At 70.1% G+C, this 16,238-nt stretch carries 31 protein-coding genes; 28 read left to right on the top strand and 3 right to left on the bottom strand.

Annotation, left to right across the window (positions count from 1 at the left end; all coding sequences use genetic code 11):
• Positions 1–9 precede the first annotated feature (9 nt).
• Both Dfulv_RS17555 and Dfulv_RS17550 read left to right on the top strand, forming a co-directional pair.
• Positions 10–1,155, top strand: a complete 1,146-nt coding sequence (locus Dfulv_RS17555) for a YncE family protein (RefSeq protein WP_259864390.1) — start codon at positions 10–12, stop codon at positions 1,153–1,155.
• Positions 1,156–1,354: 199 nt separating this feature from the next.
• Positions 1,355–2,692, top strand: coding sequence for a tyrosine-type recombinase/integrase (locus tag Dfulv_RS17550; protein ID WP_259864387.1), 1,338 nt, complete (start codon positions 1,355–1,357; stop codon positions 2,690–2,692).
• Here the strand turns inward: Dfulv_RS17550 and Dfulv_RS17545 are convergent.
• Both Dfulv_RS17545 and Dfulv_RS17540 read right to left on the bottom strand, forming a co-directional pair.
• The gene (locus Dfulv_RS17545; RefSeq protein ID WP_259864385.1) at positions 2,612–2,968 is read right to left on the bottom strand and encodes a hypothetical protein; all 357 of its coding nucleotides are present in this window, start codon (positions 2,966–2,968) and stop codon (positions 2,612–2,614) included. The genes Dfulv_RS17550 and Dfulv_RS17545 overlap by 81 nt on opposite strands.
• A gap of 82 nt (positions 2,969–3,050) precedes the next feature.
• Positions 3,051–3,440 carry a hypothetical protein gene (locus Dfulv_RS17540; RefSeq protein WP_259864383.1) on the bottom strand — a complete coding sequence of 130 codons (390 nt, stop codon included), beginning with the start codon at positions 3,438–3,440 and terminating at the stop codon, positions 3,051–3,053.
• Between the two features lie 182 nt (positions 3,441–3,622).
• Here Dfulv_RS17540 and Dfulv_RS17535 point away from each other — a divergent pair, with 182 nt between their 5' ends.
• The 17 genes from Dfulv_RS17535 to Dfulv_RS17455 all read left to right on the top strand — a co-directional run bounded on the left by Dfulv_RS17535 (position 3,623) and on the right by Dfulv_RS17455 (position 10,505).
• Entirely contained in the window at positions 3,623–3,901 is a 279-nt protein-coding gene (locus Dfulv_RS17535; RefSeq protein WP_259864381.1) for a hypothetical protein, read from the top strand.
• Between the two features lie 74 nt (positions 3,902–3,975).
• Positions 3,976–4,176, top strand: coding sequence for a hypothetical protein (locus Dfulv_RS17530; protein ID WP_259864380.1), 201 nt, complete (start codon positions 3,976–3,978; stop codon positions 4,174–4,176).
• Complete coding sequence (locus Dfulv_RS17525) at positions 4,173–4,517, top strand: hypothetical protein (RefSeq protein ID WP_259864378.1); 345 nt, start codon at positions 4,173–4,175, stop codon at positions 4,515–4,517. Before Dfulv_RS17530 ends, Dfulv_RS17525 begins: the two co-directional genes overlap by 4 nt.
• Positions 4,514–4,741: a hypothetical protein gene (locus Dfulv_RS17520; RefSeq protein ID WP_259864377.1), complete on the top strand. Its 228-nt coding sequence runs from the start codon at positions 4,514–4,516 to the stop codon at positions 4,739–4,741. The genes Dfulv_RS17525 and Dfulv_RS17520 overlap by 4 nt, the downstream gene beginning before the upstream one ends.
• Positions 4,738–5,187, top strand: coding sequence for a hypothetical protein (locus Dfulv_RS17515; RefSeq protein WP_259864376.1), 450 nt, complete (start codon positions 4,738–4,740; stop codon positions 5,185–5,187). Before Dfulv_RS17520 ends, Dfulv_RS17515 begins: the two co-directional genes overlap by 4 nt.
• Positions 5,184–5,483, top strand: a complete 300-nt coding sequence (locus tag Dfulv_RS17510) for a hypothetical protein (RefSeq protein WP_259864373.1) — start codon at positions 5,184–5,186, stop codon at positions 5,481–5,483. The genes Dfulv_RS17515 and Dfulv_RS17510 overlap by 4 nt, the downstream gene beginning before the upstream one ends.
• Positions 5,480–5,734, top strand: coding sequence for a hypothetical protein (locus tag Dfulv_RS17505; RefSeq protein WP_259864370.1), 255 nt, complete (start codon positions 5,480–5,482; stop codon positions 5,732–5,734). The genes Dfulv_RS17510 and Dfulv_RS17505 overlap by 4 nt, the downstream gene beginning before the upstream one ends.
• A complete protein-coding gene (locus Dfulv_RS17500; RefSeq protein WP_259864368.1) occupies positions 5,734–6,030 on the top strand; it encodes a hypothetical protein in 297 nt (98 codons plus the stop codon). Before Dfulv_RS17505 ends, Dfulv_RS17500 begins: the two co-directional genes overlap by 1 nt.
• Positions 6,027–6,443 (top strand): hypothetical protein, encoded by a 417-nt coding sequence (locus Dfulv_RS17495; RefSeq protein ID WP_259864366.1) that lies wholly within the window; start codon positions 6,027–6,029, stop codon positions 6,441–6,443. Before Dfulv_RS17500 ends, Dfulv_RS17495 begins: the two co-directional genes overlap by 4 nt.
• A complete protein-coding gene (locus Dfulv_RS17490; RefSeq protein WP_259864364.1) occupies positions 6,440–6,808 on the top strand; it encodes a hypothetical protein in 369 nt (122 codons plus the stop codon). Before Dfulv_RS17495 ends, Dfulv_RS17490 begins: the two co-directional genes overlap by 4 nt.
• Positions 6,805–7,053 carry a hypothetical protein gene (locus Dfulv_RS17485; RefSeq protein ID WP_259864363.1) on the top strand — a complete coding sequence of 83 codons (249 nt, stop codon included), beginning with the start codon at positions 6,805–6,807 and terminating at the stop codon, positions 7,051–7,053. Before Dfulv_RS17490 ends, Dfulv_RS17485 begins: the two co-directional genes overlap by 4 nt.
• 95 nt (positions 7,054–7,148) lie before the next feature.
• A complete protein-coding gene (locus tag Dfulv_RS17480) occupies positions 7,149–8,474 on the top strand; it encodes an ATP-binding protein (RefSeq protein WP_259864362.1) in 1,326 nt (441 codons plus the stop codon).
• On the top strand, positions 8,471–8,956 hold the full coding sequence (locus Dfulv_RS17475) for a hypothetical protein (protein ID WP_259864359.1): 486 nt from the start codon (positions 8,471–8,473) through the stop codon (positions 8,954–8,956). Before Dfulv_RS17480 ends, Dfulv_RS17475 begins: the two co-directional genes overlap by 4 nt.
• Complete coding sequence (locus tag Dfulv_RS17470; RefSeq protein WP_259864357.1) at positions 8,953–9,255, top strand: hypothetical protein; 303 nt, start codon at positions 8,953–8,955, stop codon at positions 9,253–9,255. The genes Dfulv_RS17475 and Dfulv_RS17470 overlap by 4 nt, the downstream gene beginning before the upstream one ends.
• Complete coding sequence (locus Dfulv_RS17465) at positions 9,255–9,464, top strand: hypothetical protein (RefSeq protein WP_259864356.1); 210 nt, start codon at positions 9,255–9,257, stop codon at positions 9,462–9,464. Before Dfulv_RS17470 ends, Dfulv_RS17465 begins: the two co-directional genes overlap by 1 nt.
• An 82-nt stretch (positions 9,465–9,546) precedes the next feature.
• The gene (locus Dfulv_RS17460) at positions 9,547–10,113 is read left to right on the top strand and encodes a RusA family crossover junction endodeoxyribonuclease (protein WP_259864353.1); all 567 of its coding nucleotides are present in this window, start codon (positions 9,547–9,549) and stop codon (positions 10,111–10,113) included.
• Positions 10,110–10,505: a helix-turn-helix transcriptional regulator gene (locus Dfulv_RS17455; RefSeq protein ID WP_259864350.1), complete on the top strand. Its 396-nt coding sequence runs from the start codon at positions 10,110–10,112 to the stop codon at positions 10,503–10,505. The genes Dfulv_RS17460 and Dfulv_RS17455 overlap by 4 nt, the downstream gene beginning before the upstream one ends.
• 5 nt (positions 10,506–10,510) lie before the next feature.
• Here the strand turns inward: Dfulv_RS17455 and Dfulv_RS17450 are convergent, their stop codons facing one another.
• Positions 10,511–10,744 (bottom strand): hypothetical protein, encoded by a 234-nt coding sequence (locus tag Dfulv_RS17450; RefSeq protein WP_259864348.1) that lies wholly within the window; start codon positions 10,742–10,744, stop codon positions 10,511–10,513.
• 104 nt (positions 10,745–10,848) lie between these two features.
• Here Dfulv_RS17450 and Dfulv_RS17445 point away from each other — a divergent pair, with 104 nt between their 5' ends.
• The 9 genes from Dfulv_RS17445 (at position 10,849) to Dfulv_RS17405 (ending at position 16,238) form a co-directional block, all read left to right on the top strand.
• Positions 10,849–11,088, top strand: coding sequence for a LexA family protein (locus tag Dfulv_RS17445; protein WP_259864346.1), 240 nt, complete (start codon positions 10,849–10,851; stop codon positions 11,086–11,088).
• Positions 11,085–14,207 carry a DNA cytosine methyltransferase gene (locus Dfulv_RS17440; RefSeq protein ID WP_259864345.1) on the top strand — a complete coding sequence of 1,041 codons (3,123 nt, stop codon included), beginning with the start codon at positions 11,085–11,087 and terminating at the stop codon, positions 14,205–14,207. Before Dfulv_RS17445 ends, Dfulv_RS17440 begins: the two co-directional genes overlap by 4 nt.
• Entirely contained in the window at positions 14,204–14,374 is a 171-nt protein-coding gene (locus Dfulv_RS17435; protein WP_259864344.1) for a hypothetical protein, read from the top strand. The genes Dfulv_RS17440 and Dfulv_RS17435 overlap by 4 nt, the downstream gene beginning before the upstream one ends.
• 12 nt (positions 14,375–14,386) lie before the next feature.
• Positions 14,387–14,770: a DUF6915 family protein gene (locus Dfulv_RS17430; RefSeq protein WP_259864342.1), complete on the top strand. Its 384-nt coding sequence runs from the start codon at positions 14,387–14,389 to the stop codon at positions 14,768–14,770.
• Positions 14,767–15,306, top strand: a complete 540-nt coding sequence (locus Dfulv_RS17425; RefSeq protein ID WP_259864341.1) for a hypothetical protein — start codon at positions 14,767–14,769, stop codon at positions 15,304–15,306. Before Dfulv_RS17430 ends, Dfulv_RS17425 begins: the two co-directional genes overlap by 4 nt.
• A 74-nt stretch (positions 15,307–15,380) precedes the next feature.
• Positions 15,381–15,617 carry a hypothetical protein gene (locus Dfulv_RS17420; RefSeq protein ID WP_259864337.1) on the top strand — a complete coding sequence of 79 codons (237 nt, stop codon included), beginning with the start codon at positions 15,381–15,383 and terminating at the stop codon, positions 15,615–15,617.
• Between the two features lie 8 nt (positions 15,618–15,625).
• Positions 15,626–15,751, top strand: a complete 126-nt coding sequence (locus tag Dfulv_RS17415; RefSeq protein ID WP_259864334.1) for a hypothetical protein — start codon at positions 15,626–15,628, stop codon at positions 15,749–15,751.
• The gene (locus Dfulv_RS17410) at positions 15,751–15,948 is read left to right on the top strand and encodes a hypothetical protein (RefSeq protein ID WP_259864332.1); all 198 of its coding nucleotides are present in this window, start codon (positions 15,751–15,753) and stop codon (positions 15,946–15,948) included. Before Dfulv_RS17415 ends, Dfulv_RS17410 begins: the two co-directional genes overlap by 1 nt.
• A complete protein-coding gene (locus tag Dfulv_RS17405) occupies positions 15,945–16,238 on the top strand; it encodes a hypothetical protein (protein ID WP_259864330.1) in 294 nt (97 codons plus the stop codon). The genes Dfulv_RS17410 and Dfulv_RS17405 overlap by 4 nt, the downstream gene beginning before the upstream one ends.

The following is a 16,238-nucleotide window of genomic DNA, read 5'->3' as shown; positions in this document are numbered from 1 at the left end:
TGGCTGATCATGACCCGGTCTGGTTTGCTGCTCGTCGCCGCCCTGTTGTCCGCCGGACTGACCGCGTGCACCGCTGACGCTCCGTCAGGAAACCGTGACGCCACGGTCCCGACGCCCACCTGGGCACCCTCGCTCACCGCCTCCCCCGCCGGGACGGTGACCAGGACCACCGGAGCACCGGCGTCCGTCGCGGTCGAGGTGGGCGGGAGCCGCACGGCCGTCGCCCTTGACACAGCGGTGGTCGTACTGGACGAGCGTGGCGCCGAGCTCGCCCGCATCCCCGTCGACCAGCCGGCCCGGGCGGTGGTGGCCCTGCCGGGCGGCGGTTTCCGGGCACTGGCCGGCGCGACGGTGCTGAACCTGCCACCGCTGGCCGGCGCCTCCTCACCCTCGACCGGCGCGCCGTCCCCGGCCTCGTCTTCTCCGGCCGGCTCTGTTCCGGCCCCGTCCGCCCCGGCCTCGTCCGCCCCGGCCTCGTCCGCCCCGGGCGCCTCCGCTTCGGGTCCTTCCTCCACAGGGCTTTCCGGCGGAGCCTGGCCGGGGCTCGCCCGCTGGACCCTCCCCGCCGCGGGGTCGGCCCTCGCCGTCCCCCCGAAGGGTGACTGGACGGCCGTGGCCCTCCCCGACCGGGGTGACGTGATCATCCTCTCCGCCACCGGCGCCGTCACCCGGACGATCGACGCGGGCGGCCGCCCCACCGCGGTGGCCGCCGACGACACCCGGGTCGCGGTCGTGGACGCCTCCCAGTCGTCACTGACCGTGTTCGACGCCGCGAACGGCGCCAAGCAGGAGGCGATCCGGGCCGGCGACGGCGCGGTCACCGTGACCGCCGACGGCACCGGCCGGTTCGTGGTCGTCGACGCCCGCGACGGCGAACTGCTGGTGTTCGAGACCGGCCCGCTCATCCTGCGGCAGCGCCACCCGGTTGCCGGCTCCCCGTTCGGCGCCGCGTACGACCCCACGCGCCGCACCCTGTGGGTCGCGGTCACGCAGCGCAACGAGGTCGTGGGCTACGACCTCTCCGGCGGCACACCGCGTGAGGTGGGCCGCCACCCGTCGGTCCGCCTCCCGGTCGCCGTCTCGGTGGACCCGCCGACCGGCACCGTCGCGGTCGCGGGGTCGGCGGAGGGGCTGGTGCAGCGGATAGGGTCGTAGCACTATCGGGTGCATGGACTACGAATACGTGCCGTTCTTCGGGCGATGACCCGCCGTCACCGACCAAAACGGGTGATTGCTACACAATCAGCGCAAACTCGCAAGTGTTGAAAAGCTCTCGTACGCTTTCATCCGCTCACAACCGCTCCCGGCTGGTAGATTGTGCCCCATCGTGGGGGCACACCCGTAGGGAGTCGCGATGGCGAGCATCGAACAACGCGCCAGCGGTTCGTGGTCGGTGTACTGGCGCAACCAGGGCCGCAAGGGCAAGCAGCGCATCACCGTCGACAGCAGCGCGGAGAAGCTGGCGCTGCGCATCCTCGATCTCGTCAACGCCCGTAACAACAAGATCACGGCGATCGAGGTTGAACGCATCTTCGGGCTCAAGGTCGAGGTCGACGACGAAGGTCAGACCCGCAGGTCCACCCCGACCGTCGACGAACTCGCCACACTCTGGCTGGAGTCCCGCAACCGGCTCGGCGGCCGCCAACGCCGCGACTACCGCAGCAAGCTCGACCGGATCATCCTGCCCGCCCTGCGGCCACTCACCGTCGATCTCGTCCGCGGCTCCCACATCGCCAAAATCCTGAAGGGCCTGTCGGACGGTCGGGCGAACGCCACCGTCGACCGGTACTTCATCGTCATGAAGTCGATGTTCGGCTTCGCCCTCTCCGAGGGGTTCATCGAACGTAACCCGGTCGACGACACCGACTGGACCGTCGGCGTCCGCGCCGACACCGACGTCGACGAGGACGACAGCGACGGACACGTCTACCTCGACCGTACAGAGTTCCACCGGCTCCGCGCCGGGTTCAACGACACGTACGGCCCGCTCGTCGACTACTTGGCCGGCACCGGATCACGCTGGTCCGAGGCGACGGCACTGCAGATACGCGACCTGCGTCTCGAGGAACCCGAGCCGTTCGTGCACATCCGCCGGGCATGGAAGCAGGACGAGGACAAGACCTGGTTCATCGGGATCACCAAGGGGCGCCGGAAGCGGCGCGCGTTCGTCGGACCACTACTGACTGACATGCTCCGCCGCCTGACGGAGGGACGCCGGCCCGACGAACTGGTGTTCACAGGCCCGCGCGGCGGCAGGATCTGGATCAACACGTTCCGGACTCAGCATTGGGATCGGGCCGTCGCCGAACTTCGACGGTGCCCGCAGCATCCACCGGCGCCGCCACCGCGGTCGAAGCGGGGTCCGGCCCGAGTGCTGCGCCCGACCGACATCTCCACATGCGGGTGTCCAGGGCTGTTGACCGTTCCGGCGTTGACGCCGCACGACCTGCGTCATTCGTGGACGGCGTGGCAGATCGCCGCCGGTCGGCCGCTGGTGGCGATCTCGGAGGCGCTCGGCCATGGGTCGACGGAGGTGACCGAGAAGGTGTATGCAGGGATCCTGCCGGAGGTGCGCCAGTCGCTGGCGGAGGTTTCGGAGGGTGTCCTGGCGTCAGCGACGCCGGTTGGGCCGGGGGCGGCGGCGTTGGGCGGGCAGGCTGACGGGGGTGTCGTTGCCCGAGACGAGGCGTAACGGGTCGGGCAGCTGGTAGCTGTCGCCGGTGGCGCGCTCATGCATGACGCCGGCCATGAACGCCGCCTGAGTGGTGGCCTCGGTAGCTCGCCGGGCGTAGAAGACGGTGGCGGCGACCGCGGCTCCGACAGCGAAGTCGGCGACGACGACCGGAGTGAGGCCGAGTGCGGCTGTCGTGGTGGTGGCGACGGCCGTGGTCCAGCCGGCGATGGCGGGGGCGGCCCGGGCGAGGCGGCGGAGGTACCGGCCCGCGGGGGTACGGTGCTTGATCTCCATGGTTGACATGATTCATCACGGCCGCACAAGTGGTACGTCGCCGAGCTGATTTGTCACCCGTCGAGTGGGTTGACCGCGCCTGTCAGCCTGTTTGCTCGTTCGCTTGGTGCTGTTTGCGATCTCTGGCGAAGACGTCGAGGAGCCGGAATAGGGCGTCTTTCTGCTCGTCGTCAAGTTCGGGGTCGAGCCTGATCGCTTCGCGTGCGTCGACGCGGGGGTCGGGTTTGACCGGGGCGAGGCCGGCGAGCTGCAGGGCTTCGGATTTGGGGATGCCGAGCGCTTTGGCGAGCGCGATGACGTTGCGCTGCCTGGCGGCGCGGTCGCGGATGCCGCTGTGCGCCAAGCTGCCGATGACGGTGTGGGTCACCTCGGATCGCTTGACAAGCTCGCGCAGGGTGATGCCCTGTTCGCTGATTTCGCGCTGGATGCGTGCCCAGAAGGGATAGGACGGGCCGCGCCCTCGGTTTGCCATGTGCCTTGTGTAGCACGCGTGAGTCTTACGTACATCAATGAGCCGTCATGACGCACAAGAAACTAGCGGTCCATCCTGGTGGTGATGTCACATGACGCTTGACAGACTCACGTGACATCATGCACGCTTTTATCAGCTCACATCAGCTCTCATCCGCTAGTCTGAACGGAGTGTTCAAGGTCATGGATCGTCCCACTAAGGTCGGCGACGGACTGGAGACCCTGGCCGAGGTTGCCGAGCGGACCGGCATCAACCTCTGGTGGCTGCGCCGCATGTGCCAGCAGCGGAAGATCGCCTACACCAAGAACGGCCGCTGGTACTGCCTGACCTCCGAGCAGGTCGAAGCCGCCCGCCGCCTTCGTCTCGTCACCGTGGATACGGCCGTCGACGACGACGTGGCCCGCGAGAACGAGCGCCGCGCGCTTCGCCCGCGCCGCCGCCGGATCAGCAAGGCCGCCTGAAACGAAAACGGACCCCGGCGCTCTGACCCGCCGAGGCCCGTACTGCATCCCCACAGCTACGAAAGGGGTTGGAGATGCCCGCACAGCAGCATATCGGCAACATCGTATCGACCGCCACCGACACCGACGTCCACACGGAGGAAGACACCCTCCGTCGCTACAACTCCGGCTGGCGCGACACCGCGTTCGGCCGTGCCGAGCACTACCGCCGCTGCCCGGCGTCAAGTCACCGTCGCTGCACCAACACGCCCGGCGAGCCGAGGTGGGCAGCGTGACCGCCGTCCTGGCCCGCCCCGGCCTTCGCATCAACGAGCACTACGTGCACCGCTCCGGCGACCTCGTCCAGGCGATCAACCTGCCGTCGGGCCGCTGGTCGGTGAAGGTCCGCGAGATCAACGGCCAGTGGCTCGGGTTCGCGGTGCCGCGCGGCACCAACCCGGGCGACCCGTTCGTGCTGGCGTCCGGCGCCGAGGCCGAGGTGTTCGGCCTGGCGCTGCGCTGGGCGACCTCGGCGCAGACGCTCGGCGGGCACATGAACCGCGTCGTGTTCGCCGGGCACGGTGACGCCCTCGACGAGCTGCCGGTGGATGTGGCCGGGCTGGCGGTGACGCTGTGAGCCCCCTGACCCGCGCCAGCATCAAGTCCGCCGCCGAGTTCGTCCGCCGCAACTGGGCGGACAACCCGGCCGCCTCGCAGGCATTCGCCCACCGGCTCCGGGCCGCCGCAGACGCCGAGAAGACTGCCGCCACCACCGACGACGAGCGCCGCACCGCGACCGCGCTGACCCTCGCCGCCGACGCCGCTGTCAACGCGCTCGCCGAGCTGGAGGCAGCCGCGTGAACACCGTGGCCCGTATCCCGGCCATCGTCAACCAGGCCGGCCGCCGTGTTCCTGCCGGCGAGGTCGCCTACTTCATCCACAACATTGCCCGACCCGCCGTCGTGGAGATCACGACCGGGAAGTTCCAGCCCATCGAAGTCCTGGCCGACGGCCTGACGACCGCGCTGATCGTCGGCGAGGAGTGGGTGTCGCCGTTCGGGAACCTGACGACCCGCGTCCAGGAGGACGGCGGCCACGACTGGCTGTTCATCACGGTCGACGGCCGCGGCAACGCCGACTGCGAAGTGCAGGTGCTCGCCTCCGAGGTGATGTCGTACCTGGCCGACGTGTTCCTGTCGGTGTGCCGGGCCGAGGACGCGAAGCTGCGTGTCGAGGAGATGCGCCGGGTCCCGGACCGGGATGTTGAGCCGCTGGTCCGGCCGCGCAGGGACGGTGAGGACGCGTGAGCACCGTCAGCCTGTCGATGCTCGCCGACCTGCTCCTCGGCGAGTTGGAGAAGCACTGCGCGGACCCGTCGCCGGTCCGGGACCGGTCGGAGACCGAGCTCGTCGACCTGGTGCACCGCCGGGGCGACGCCGACGCCTTCATGGCGGTTCGGATCACCCACGCCCTGCAACGGCTTCGCCGCCCGGCCGGCCCAGGTGGGGAAGCGTGGAGGACCGGTGATGCCGTCCACGACGCGCTGATCGTGCTGGGCGGGTACGCGCACCTGTGTGACCTGCGGAAGCGGGTGGCCGCGTGACCTCTCTCGCTGACGCCACGACTGTTGACCTGTCGCCGTGGGCGGTCCGTTTCCGGCAGCGCCACACCAAGCCGGCCCGCCGCGGCGACTACAGCTGGGACCGCGTCGCCGCCGCCCTCATCGCTGTGCTGGTCGGTGCCGCCCGGTACGCGGTTGCTGCCGTCGTCCACCTCGTCATCTACGCCGTCCTTTTCGTCGTCGTCCTGATCGGCGCGTCGACACTCTTCGAACTGCTCATCTGGAGGCGCTGATGCTGCGTCGTGTTGTGTGCGCTGCCGTCGGCCTGGTGGTCGGCGTGGCGCTGCTTGCCGAGGCCGTGCATCTCGGCGCCCGGCCGAACACCCTGCTGGTCCTGCCCGCCGCCGCCGTGGGCGGTCTGGCCGCGGCTGGGCTGTCGTGGGTGTGGCGCAAGCTCGACGCCGCGGGCCGGGACATCGATCGGTGGAGCGCCGAGATCGACGCCGCGGCGCTGGAGAACCAGGCAATCCGCCGAGCCAACGACGTCCTGACCGTCGACGCCGCGACCCGCTGGCGGGGTGACCTGTGACCCGGGATCTGCTGCCGCGCGTGATGGGCTGCGGTGTCGGCTGGGGCATCGGGTCCGCGGTCGCACTGTGGCCGGGTTCGACGCCGCTCGCCGCCGTCGCCGCCGGGGTCGTGACCGGGATGCTGACGCTGATCGCGTTCCGGGTCCTCCCCCAGCATTTGAGTCTCGAGCAGGCCCGGCCCGGCGACGACGACGGGTCCGGTGAGCGGCCGGTGTGGTCGTCGCGGGACACGGAAGCGCTGTCGCCGTTCGTGGCGTGGGCGCGGGGCGACTCGAGCCTGCCCGGCGCTGACGACACCCGGGAGATGCCGTCGCCGGTCCCGGCCCGGGCGGTCGGCCACGGCACGGGGCTGCTCCGCCCGCGCTACCGCAGCCGTCACCGTGTCGGCCGGACCACGGCGGGTGCCCGATGACGACATTGATCGTGGCGTCGCCGCTGGTCATCCTGGCGTCGGCGGGTGTGTTCGTCGCGATGCGGCGCGGGTTCCGGCCTTTCTCGTCGGCGCCGCTGCGGGTGTCGGCCCGGCCTGCTGTCGGGGTCGCGTCGGTCCGTCCGGCGGTCGACAACAACGTGCGGTCGCACGGCCGTCGCTGGCTCGACCTCGACCAGTACAAGGCCAGCCATCGCGCGGCCGGCCGGGCGACCCGCCGCCAGGAGCGCGAGATCCGCGCCCGACGCACGGTCGGTGTCGGTGCCCACCGGCGGCCGATCGGCTGGCTCGCCCTGGACAGGCAGTTGACGCGGCCGTCCGAACGGGTCACGGGAGGTGCCCGATGACCGTCCTGACATTCCCCGGCCGCGACTACGCCGCCGACCTGCGGATGCTCGCCGACCAGGCCCGCCGCAACACGCACATCGTCGTCGCGCGGCACCGGCAGACCGGCGAGGCCCGGTCATGGCATGCCCGACCCCGCCGCGAAGCGGTCGAGTACCGCGACAACCTGCGCCACGTGCTCGGCGACCAGTGGGTCGTCAAAGCCGTCCGCCGCCGCAAGACCACCGCGCCCGCCTGGCGTGGCTGAACCAACCCAACCGCATGTCGACGGCACACACCGCAACGCCGGCCGCGTCCGGACTACCGGCAGACCCGTCGCCCACCGGAGGAAGAAGGAACCACATGCCCCTGAAGACCCGTAAGCCGACCGGCCTCGTCCCATGGCCGCTCATCCTCGTCGAAGGCTCCGAGAAGTCCGGCAAGTCGTGGTCCGCCGCGGCACTGTCCGCGTCCGACCGGGTCGGCCGCACCTTCTGGATCGACCTCGGCGAAGGCGCCGCCGACGAATACGGCGCCATCCCCGGAGCCCGCTACGAGATCGTCGAACACGACGGCACCTGGGCCAGCATCTTCGGTGCCGTCGTCGAGGTCCGCGACGTCGCCGCGCAGGCCGCGAAGGTCGGCGACAAGCCCGTCGTCCTCGTCATCGACTCGATGACCGCCGAATGGGATCTGCTGAAGGACTGGATCTCGAACCGTGCCAGGCAGCGCGCCGAGGAGAAGGCCAAGAAGTACAACAGGCGACTCGACGCCGACAAGGACCCGCAGATCTCCATGGACCTGTGGAACGAGGCGAACGGTCGGCACCGGAAGCTGATGACGATCCTGATGACGTTCCCGGGCATCGTCATCGTGACTGCCCGCGGCAAGGAGGTCGCGGCGCTCGACTCGAACGGCCGGCCGATCGAGGGGTCGAAGGAGTACAAGGTCGAGGGTCAGAAGAACCTGGCGTTCGACGCGACGGTGTGGCTGCGGATGTCCCGCACCGAACCGCCGACGATCATCGGCGCCCGGTCGGTGCACGCCGGCATCCGCCCGGGTACAGATGCGCCACGCGGCGCGAAGGGGCTGACGCTGGAGCGGCTCATCTTCGACGTGTTGAAGTGCAACCCGGCGCAGGCGCAGCCCCGCGACCTGGTCGAGGTGAAGCCCGGTTCGGAGGAGCCCGATCAGCCGCAGGCCGAGCCGGAGACGCAGCCCGCCCGTTCGGGCCGGGCGCAGCGTCCTGCGGTGGTGAAGCCGTCGCCGAAAGCTGTCGAGCTGCTGGGCGCGATCACCACGGCGAAGGATCTCGACGCGCTGAAGGCGACGTGGGAGCAGGTCCAGCCGGCGCTGTCCGCGGGTGAGGTCACGCAGGCCGAGGCGGACCAGCTCAACGCGCACGTGAAGACGCGCAAGGGTGAGCTCGGCGGTGACAACCCGACGTCGGCGCCGCCGGTGCAGATCGACGAGGCGGCCCGGAAGCGGTCCATGGCGCGGATGCACGCCCAGTGGTCCGAACTCGGGCTGGGTGGCGACGCGAAGCGGGACGAGCGGTTGCAGCGGACGTCGGCGGTCGTCGGCCGGGCGATCACCAGCAGTAGCGACCTGACGGATGCCGAGATCGCCCGGGTTATCGCGTGGCAGGCCGACCAGAAGGCGGAGCAGACGGCGGAGGCTGCGGCGTGAACCTGCGGGATCTGGCACGGGTGGCGATGGCGAGCAAGGTGCTCGGCGACGCCGCGAAGGAGGAGGGGGCGGCTGCTCGGGCAGCCCTCGGCCAGCAGATGACCGAGTCTGGGGTCGAGCGGGTCCGGGTCCAGGGCGACGGGGATGTCGACTACGGCACGGTGGTGTGCGCGCCGGGCCGTCGGTCGGCGGGGATCGTCGACGAGGAGGCGTTCACGGCTTGGGTGGCGGCCCGCTACCCGGAGCAGATGGTGATGGCGGTGCGGCCGTCGTTCCGTGAGCTGCTGCTGGGCCGTGCGACGCGGCTCGGCGACCCGGTCGACAAGGACACCGGGGAGGTCATCCCGGGTGTGGTGATGCGGCAGGGTGACCCGTATCTGACGGTGAAGCCGAACGCTGAGGCGAAGGACCGGATGAAGACGGCGCTGGCGAACCAGGGCCTGTTGATGCTCGGTTCGGCCGATGCCGGGGAGCCGGCGTGACCGGCGCGAACGAGAAGGTGGTGGCCGCCGTGTCCAGCACGGCGGCCCTGCCGCCCAGCGATAACCGAACCATCAACGGGGTTCCTGCGGACCAATGGGGAACGTGGTGCGCCCACGGGCATCGGATCGTCGAACCCGACCCGAACGCCGACTTTCCCCGCGGCCGGGTCGTCGATCCGTGGCCTTGTGACGCCGACGACTGCACCCGTGAGCAGTTCGAGGCCGACATGGAGGCCGCCGAGGCCGAATATCAGGCGGATCTGTGGCGCGACCACTACCGCATGATCGGCGGTGCCTGATGCCGATCGACCCGATCACCGTGCAGTGCCAGAAGCTCAACGACCTGCGGCTCGACGCCGAAGAGGCGCGTGCCGTCGGCGACGCCGAGCACGACGAGTACGCGATGTGGCTGGAGCACGACGCCGCGATCGTCGAGGCCCGGATCAAGACGCTCGAGGGCGGCGACGGGCTCGCGTTCGGTGCCCCGATGTACGGGGAGGCGGCGTGACACTCCCCCTGCCCCTGACTCTGCCCGGCGCGGCCACCACGGTCGCGCCGGGCGCCGCCCCGACTCGCGGGGAGGCCGCCTGATGCCCGCCACCCAGCAGACTCTGCTCGGCCTGCTGCCCGACACCCTGGCGAAGCCAGCCCGGAAGCCTGCGAAGCGCCGCAGCCCGCGCGTCACCGGCGCCGCGGTCACGACCCGCGCCGAGCACACCGCCAGCGTCGACCGGTTCGGGCGGCGCACATGGACGCTGCAGATCCCCGCCCCGGCGGACTGGCTCAGCGCCAACGGCCGGACCCATGCGCGGAACCTAGCCGTCGTGGTGAAGGCGTGGCGGGATGCCGCCCGGGTGTACGCAATCCAGGCGAAGCTGCCGAAAGGCCTGGCCAGGGTGCACGTCCTCGCCCGCTGCCACTTCACGATGACCCGCACCCGTGACGCCGGGAACCGCTACCCGACCGCAAAGGCGTGTATCGACGGCTTGATCGACTACGGCTTGGCCGACGACGACAACGACAGCTTCCTGGTCGGTCCCGATATGCGGTCCGGGCCGAACGTCGACCGGAAGGAATACCCGGGCGGTGGCCTGCTCGTGCTGACGATCACCGAACTGCGGGCCGAGGACGAAGACACGGAGGTGTTCGCCGCGTGACAGCACCGCAGGCGACCGCCGAGCCCCGGGCTGATCTCGGCGCCGTGCTCGACGCTGTCGAGGCCCGGGCGCTGGAGTTGCAGCGGCAGTTGACGGACAGCCTCGCCCAGGTTGAGACGCTGCTGGCGCAGATCCGGCCGGCGAGTGTGCCGTCGCGGCCGTTGACGAAGCGGCAGCGGCAGATTGCGTGGGCGTTCGCGATGGACCGGCTGCCGCTGCGTGAGGTTGCGCGGGAGCACGGCATCTCGGTGAACAGCGCCAAGACGACGATGAAGACGGTCTATCGCAAGCTGGGCATCAACGACCAGTCGCAGCTACGACTGGCGCTGCGCGCGGCGGACCGGGCGCCGGCGGGCACGCCCGGCGACTCACAGCTGGTGGCAGCGGCGTGACGGCGCTACCCGGCGGGCGGGGGGGCGGCCTTGCGTGGCCGCCCGGCCTTCTTCTGCTCGCGCCGAAAGGGCGCCAGGAAGGCGAACGTCTCTCTGGGCTTCGTGCCGGCGGCGACGATCGCGGCGCGGAGCAGGTCGCCGATGGTCCAGCGGGCTGCGTCGGCCGCAGCACGGGCAGCGTCGGATTCCGCTGCGGTGACACGGACGGATTCGGTCTTGTCGCTGCTCCGGCTGACCACGCGGCTGATTCTTCCACATGGCCTGCCAATTCCTCTTCCGCGTCGAACGCCTGTCAGGTAGCGTAATTGGCAGGCCAATTTCTGGCCTTTACCGGAGGTCTCTCTTGTCTATAACTGCCCCCCGCCACGCCCAGCGGGACTGCCAGCGAACCGCCGCCGTCCTCGCCTTCATCGCCGAGTACCAGACCCGCCACGGCTACGGCCCGTCCCTACGCGAGATCGCAAAGGGTGTCGGCCTGTCGGCCGCCCAGTCCGCGCAGTACCACATCGACGCGCTCGTGGCCCGCAGGCAAATCACCCGCACGCCCGGCATCGCCCGCTCCATCCGGACGGTCGCGGCGTGAGCGTCACCCACCGCACAGCCACACACCGGCCTGCCGTTCGCCGCCGCCGGTTCCGCCATGACGATCTCGTCGCAGTCGACCTGTTCTCCGGCTTCGGCGGCCTGACCAAGGGCATCGAGATGGCCGGGTTCACCACGATCATGGCCGCGAACCACAACGACTACAAGGTCAAGGTTCACGAGGCGAACCACCCATACGCCGAGCACTGGATCGCCGACCTCGTCGACCCCGAGTCCGCCGACTACCACTCGGCCCGCGACCTACCGGCCGCCGACCTTCTCGTCGCAGGCGTCAGTTGCTTCGCCGCCGGGTCGCTCGTGCTGACCCGTCGCGGGCTGGTTCCGATCGAGGCCGTCAGCGTTGGCGACGAGGTGTGGACACACCGCAGCCGTTGGCGGCCGGTGACGCACACCTCTGCCGTGGAGCGCCCGACGATCACCGTCAACGCGCTCACCCCGATCACCTGCACCCCCGACCACCCGTTCATCGCCGCGCCGGCGACCCGCGAATACCAGACGCGTCGCAAGTATCAGCCTCTCGACGGCGCCCAGTGCCTGGAGTGCGGTGGTCCGGTTGCCCAGTTCAAGGCCAACACCGCGCGGCTGTTCTGCTCGCGGGCATGCAGTCAGGCGGACGCGAACCGTCGGTTGCTACCCGTCCTCGGCGAGCCGCGCGAGGTCCGGGCAGACGCGCTGGCCGGCATGTGGGTCGGCACGCCGGTGCTCGACGGCAACGCGACCATGCCCAGCGCGCACGACCTTGGCCCCGTCGACGAGCAGGTCGCTTGGGTTCTCGGCCGCTGGATCGGTGACGGGTGGGTGTCTCGCCGCCCCGATCGCGGGAACGTGTGGTCGCGGGTGACGATCTGCGCCAGCCACGACGAGGCCGACGACCTCGCCAAATCGCTGGCCACCCTGACCGAACTGCCGTGGAACCGAACCCGGCAGGCGACCACCGACACCTTCCACGTGACCCGGCAAGGTCTCGCCGCGTTCATCGTCGAACACTTCGGGCACGGCGCCGAAGGGAAGCGTCTTCCTGCATGGCTGCTGTTCGCGCCCGAGCCCATCCGCCGGGCGTTCGTCGACGGCTACCTGTCGGCGGACGGCCATGTCAGCCGGGACGGACTCAGGGCGCAGGCATCGTCAGTGTCGAAGGAGCTGGCGGTCGGCGTCCGCCTGCTGCTCACGTCGCTCGGCTACTTCGCGACGATGCACTACCAGCGTCCCGCCGCGCAGGCCGTCATCGAGGGCCGCACGGTGAACCAGCGTCCGCGCTGGACTGTCACCGCGCACCTGGTCCGGGACCGCCGGCCGAAGCATCGCGACGCCGACGGCTACCGCTGGGGCAAGACCGGCGGCGCGGTGAAGGCTGGCGCGACGGTCACGGTCTACAACATGACTGTCGCCGAGGACCACACCTACGTCGTCGACGGCATGCTCGTGCACAACTGCGTCAATCACTCGCAGGCCAACACGCAGAAGGCATACGAGCAGGGACTCAGCCTGTTCGACCTGGACGACCCCGACTTCGAGGCGCGGGTCACCCGCAGCGAACGCGACAGGGCGACGGCAAACTGCGTGTTGCACTACGCCGAGCGCCACCACCCGCGCATGATCCTCGTCGAATGCACGACCGAGCTCCAATCGTGGGGGCCAGCCATCCAGGGGCGCCCGAAGGTCGGCGACGGATCGACGTACCGGTGGTGGCTGCGCCAACTCAACAACCTCAACTATCGGCACAAGGTGCTGTACCTGAACTCCCAGTTCTTCGGCGTGTCACAGTCGCGAGACAGGTGGTACGGCGCGTTCTGGGACCGCAGCATCCCCGCCCCCGACCTGGACCACCGGCCGATGTCTTGGTGCGGCCACTGCCAGGAGGTACTGCCGGCCGTCTGGTCGTGGAAGACCGGCGTCCCGCCCACCGGGTCGGTGCGCTACGGCAAGCAGTACAACTACCGCTGCCCGCGCTGCCGTCGCGAGGTCGTTCCGCCCATGGCGCCGTCGATCAACGCGCTGGACTTGACCAACCTCGGAACCCGGATCGGCGACCGCGCCAAGCCGCTCGCGCCGGCGACGATGGCCCGCGCCGAACGCTGCCGACAGCGTTTCCCCGAGTTCCCCGCCGTGCTGATGCCCGCCAAGGCCGTGCATGGCACGGAGCGGCACCCATGGCAGCCGATGTCCACCCAGACCAGCCAGCAGGAGGCCGCGCTCCTGTCTGTTGGAGCAGCCACGGCACTCACTGGCCACGTGGTAGCCGCGCACCGGCACAACGGCGACGGTCAGCACATCACGCGGCCGATGGACACGGTGACGAGCACGCACGAGAAAGCGGTGCTGTTCGCCGCGGTCGACAACTATCAGGGCGCCCCGCGTGGCGTCGATGAGTCGCTGCCGACTCAGGGTGGCTCGGAGACCATGGCGCTGGTGACCGCCGGGGTCACGGCGAACCGGGAGAACGCGACCAGCCGCACTCTCGCCGAACCCATGGCCACCGTCGTCGGCAATGCCGGCTCCGGCGGCATTAGTCTGCTGTCTGCCGGCGTCGTTCCGTTCCGCAAGAACACCGTGCCGACCGGACATGCCGAGCCGATGCCGACGGTGACCTCCGACCAGATCCCTGGCCTGCTCACCGCTGCCGGAACGATTAAGAACAACGGTTCGATCGACGAGGCGCAGTACCGCGCCCACCCGGTCAGCGACCCGCTCGGCACGGTCGTCGCGTCGAGCGCCAACCAGGCCCTGCTGTTCTCCGGCTGGTACAAGCAGAACGGCACCGGCTCGGAGGCGACCGCACCTCACCCGCTGACTGATCCGCTCGGCACTCTCACGGCCCGCGACACGACCGCGCTCCTGTCCGCCGAATGGCGTGACGCGCTCGCCGACCTCGCCATTGAGGACTGCTATTTCCGCATGCTCGGCCCTCACGAGGTCGGCCGCGGATGCGGGTTCGACGTGGACTTCCCCGGCTATCAGGGGAGCTTCGTCGTGTGGGGGTCGGCCCGGGATCAGGTCGACGGATTCGGCAATGCCGTGACGCCGGCGGTCGGTGCGTGGATCGGGTCGCGGCTGCGTGCCGTGCTCGACACCGCGCCGATCGAAGGGCTCGGCTCGTGAAACTCAACCTGGCCCGCGCCGCCCTGACCGCCGTCGTCGGCGTGGCGCTCATCTCCGGCACCGGCCTGGACCTCCCGACCGCCGGCTACCTGCTCGGCGCCACAGCGGTGCTGGGTGGCGGTGGCGTGCTCGCCGTCGCCGTGCACCGAATCATCCGAAACCCCTGAGAGGAGATCGCTGTGAACTCCTGGAACCATGCCCAGTCGGCCGCCCGGAAGTGGGGTGGCGCACCCGAGCACTACATCGAGGTCGAGGAGTTCATCGACTCGTCGAAGCAGGTCATCGGGGATGTTCGGCACCGCGCCATGTACCACCACACGACAGGCGTATGGCTGTGCCAGCGGATCTTCGGCCGCGTGCTGGAGATCCCCCGGGCGTCCGGTGAGGGCGTGATCCAGGTCCCGGTTCGGCTCATCGCCGAACGGCACATCCTCGAGGACCTCGGCTGGCTGCCGAGCCCCGCCGACTACATCGACGGCATGCCGATCAAGCCGTGGATGTCCGGCGCCCAACGCAAGGAACTACCCCTGTCCCACCTGCTCAAAGAAGGAGCCACCGCATGACCACGAAGACCAACTTCCTCGGCATTCCCGTCGAGGGTGACATCACCCGCGGCGATCAGCGCACCGCGCAGCGCCCGCTGTCGGAACTGGAGCCGCTGATCCGGGCGGTGCTCGCCGACGACTACATCCACTCGTTCGGCTGGATCCAGTACACGCCGTACTTCAACGACGGCGAACCGTGCGTGTTCAGAGTCCGCGAGCCGTGGTTCCGCACGGTCGACGACGTCAAGCCGAAGACCCCGAACAACGAGGACGACGACGAGGACGACGACTCGTTCACCATCGGATATGGCGGCCACCCGACCCTCGGGGATCGGGACTACGAGTGGGACAACCCGCGCGACTGGGAGAACCGCCGCAAGGTCTACGGGCCGTACCAGGGAACCCGTGAGTTGTCGTTCCTGGCCTGCTACGCGCTCTCCGAGGCGATCGACTCGGGTGCCTTCGAGGACGTGCTGCTGAACGCGTTCGGCGACCACGCGCGGGTGAAGGTTCGCCGGGACGGGATCACCGTCGACGAGTACTCGCACGACTGACCTGGCCTGCATCAAGCCTGGCCCGGCGACCAACCCCCTGACGGTGCCGCCGGGCCCGACCCAAGGAGTGAACCATGAACGACACGACGCTCGCCGACCTGCAGGCCGCGATCGCGGAGTCCGCCGAGGAGTACCGGCAGCAGATCGTCGCCGCCCGCTGCTCGATGGGCAACTACGACTACGCGAAGAACAACGGCCGGGCCGAGGCGACCCGCGAGACGACAACCCGCATGGCGGAGGCCGCCGGGCTGCCCGTGCCCGACTGGGATGCGATCCGCCGCGCTGTGCCCGCCGACGGCATCTACCGGTAGGAGTGGGGATGAAGGCCATCACCATCCGCCCGCTCGGCGAGCCGGTGCGCGCGGCCGGGCAGCTCGCCGTGCCGTGGACGCTGCCCGGCGACGTCGAGGCGGCCGTCCGAGCGCAGCTCGCGGAGGTGGCGTGATGGCCGACGTGAACCGCACCGCGCTCAACCTGACGGTCACCGTCGTCGCGGGAACCCCGCTCGGCCAGCCGGGTCCGTTCGTGCTGGTCCGCCGCCAGATGGACGACGGGGACATCGTCAACGACTTCTACACGCCCGAGGCAGCCCAGTGGCTTGCTGGCGAGCTGACCAAGGCGGCCCGGGAGGCGACGTCATGACCGGCGAGCAGCACACCGGCCAGGTGCACGTCACCCCGCTCGACCCCGACAGCCCCGCAGGCCGGGCCGCAGCCGAGTCCCTGTCGCAGGCACTCGCCGAAATCCTGGTCGTGGTCCAGCGCCGCGAGCGAGCCGCCCAGGTCAGCCCGGCCCGCTGCCCGGAGTGCGTCTGCCTGCCCGATGTCTGCCGGGACGACGAGACCGGCGCCCACTGCGAGGAACGCTCCTGCGGCCCGTGCCTGCACGGCTGCCCCCTCGACGACTGCCCCGAACACCGGGCCGTCCGATGA

The sequence above is a fragment of the Dactylosporangium fulvum genome (assembly GCF_025137375.1).
In the GTDB taxonomy this organism is placed as follows: Bacteria; Actinomycetota; Actinomycetes; order Mycobacteriales; family Micromonosporaceae; genus Dactylosporangium; species Dactylosporangium fulvum.
The sequence above is the reverse complement of the archived record's forward strand: the minus strand, read 5'-3'. Positions and strand labels throughout refer to the sequence as shown.

Coding starts and splice junctions, on each gene's coding strand:
- Dfulv_RS17425 (WP_259864341.1), top strand. CDS start 14,767: ATGACCACGAAGACCAACTTCCTCGGCATTCCCGTCGAGGGTGACATC.
- Dfulv_RS17405 (WP_259864330.1), top strand. CDS start 15,945: ATGACCGGCGAGCAGCACACCGGCCAGGTGCACGTCACCCCGCTCGAC.
- Dfulv_RS17535 (WP_259864381.1), top strand. CDS start 3,623: ATGGATCGTCCCACTAAGGTCGGCGACGGACTGGAGACCCTGGCCGAG.
- Dfulv_RS17540 (WP_259864383.1), bottom strand. CDS start 3,440: ATGGCAAACCGAGGGCGCGGCCCGTCCTATCCCTTCTGGGCACGCATC.
- Dfulv_RS17490 (WP_259864364.1), top strand. CDS start 6,440: ATGACGACATTGATCGTGGCGTCGCCGCTGGTCATCCTGGCGTCGGCG.
- Dfulv_RS17480 (WP_259864362.1), top strand. CDS start 7,149: ATGCCCCTGAAGACCCGTAAGCCGACCGGCCTCGTCCCATGGCCGCTC.
- Dfulv_RS17530 (WP_259864380.1), top strand. CDS start 3,976: ATGCCCGCACAGCAGCATATCGGCAACATCGTATCGACCGCCACCGAC.
- Dfulv_RS17555 (WP_259864390.1), top strand. CDS start 10: ATGACCCGGTCTGGTTTGCTGCTCGTCGCCGCCCTGTTGTCCGCCGGA.
- Dfulv_RS17465 (WP_259864356.1), top strand. CDS start 9,255: ATGCCGATCGACCCGATCACCGTGCAGTGCCAGAAGCTCAACGACCTG.
- Dfulv_RS17485 (WP_259864363.1), top strand. CDS start 6,805: ATGACCGTCCTGACATTCCCCGGCCGCGACTACGCCGCCGACCTGCGG.
- Dfulv_RS17410 (WP_259864332.1), top strand. CDS start 15,751: ATGGCCGACGTGAACCGCACCGCGCTCAACCTGACGGTCACCGTCGTC.
- Dfulv_RS17415 (WP_259864334.1), top strand. CDS start 15,626: ATGAAGGCCATCACCATCCGCCCGCTCGGCGAGCCGGTGCGCGCGGCC.
- Dfulv_RS17545 (WP_259864385.1), bottom strand. CDS start 2,968: ATGGAGATCAAGCACCGTACCCCCGCGGGCCGGTACCTCCGCCGCCTC.
- Dfulv_RS17420 (WP_259864337.1), top strand. CDS start 15,381: ATGAACGACACGACGCTCGCCGACCTGCAGGCCGCGATCGCGGAGTCC.
- Dfulv_RS17550 (WP_259864387.1), top strand. CDS start 1,355: ATGGCGAGCATCGAACAACGCGCCAGCGGTTCGTGGTCGGTGTACTGG.
- Dfulv_RS17460 (WP_259864353.1), top strand. CDS start 9,547: ATGCCCGCCACCCAGCAGACTCTGCTCGGCCTGCTGCCCGACACCCTG.
- Dfulv_RS17500 (WP_259864368.1), top strand. CDS start 5,734: ATGCTGCGTCGTGTTGTGTGCGCTGCCGTCGGCCTGGTGGTCGGCGTG.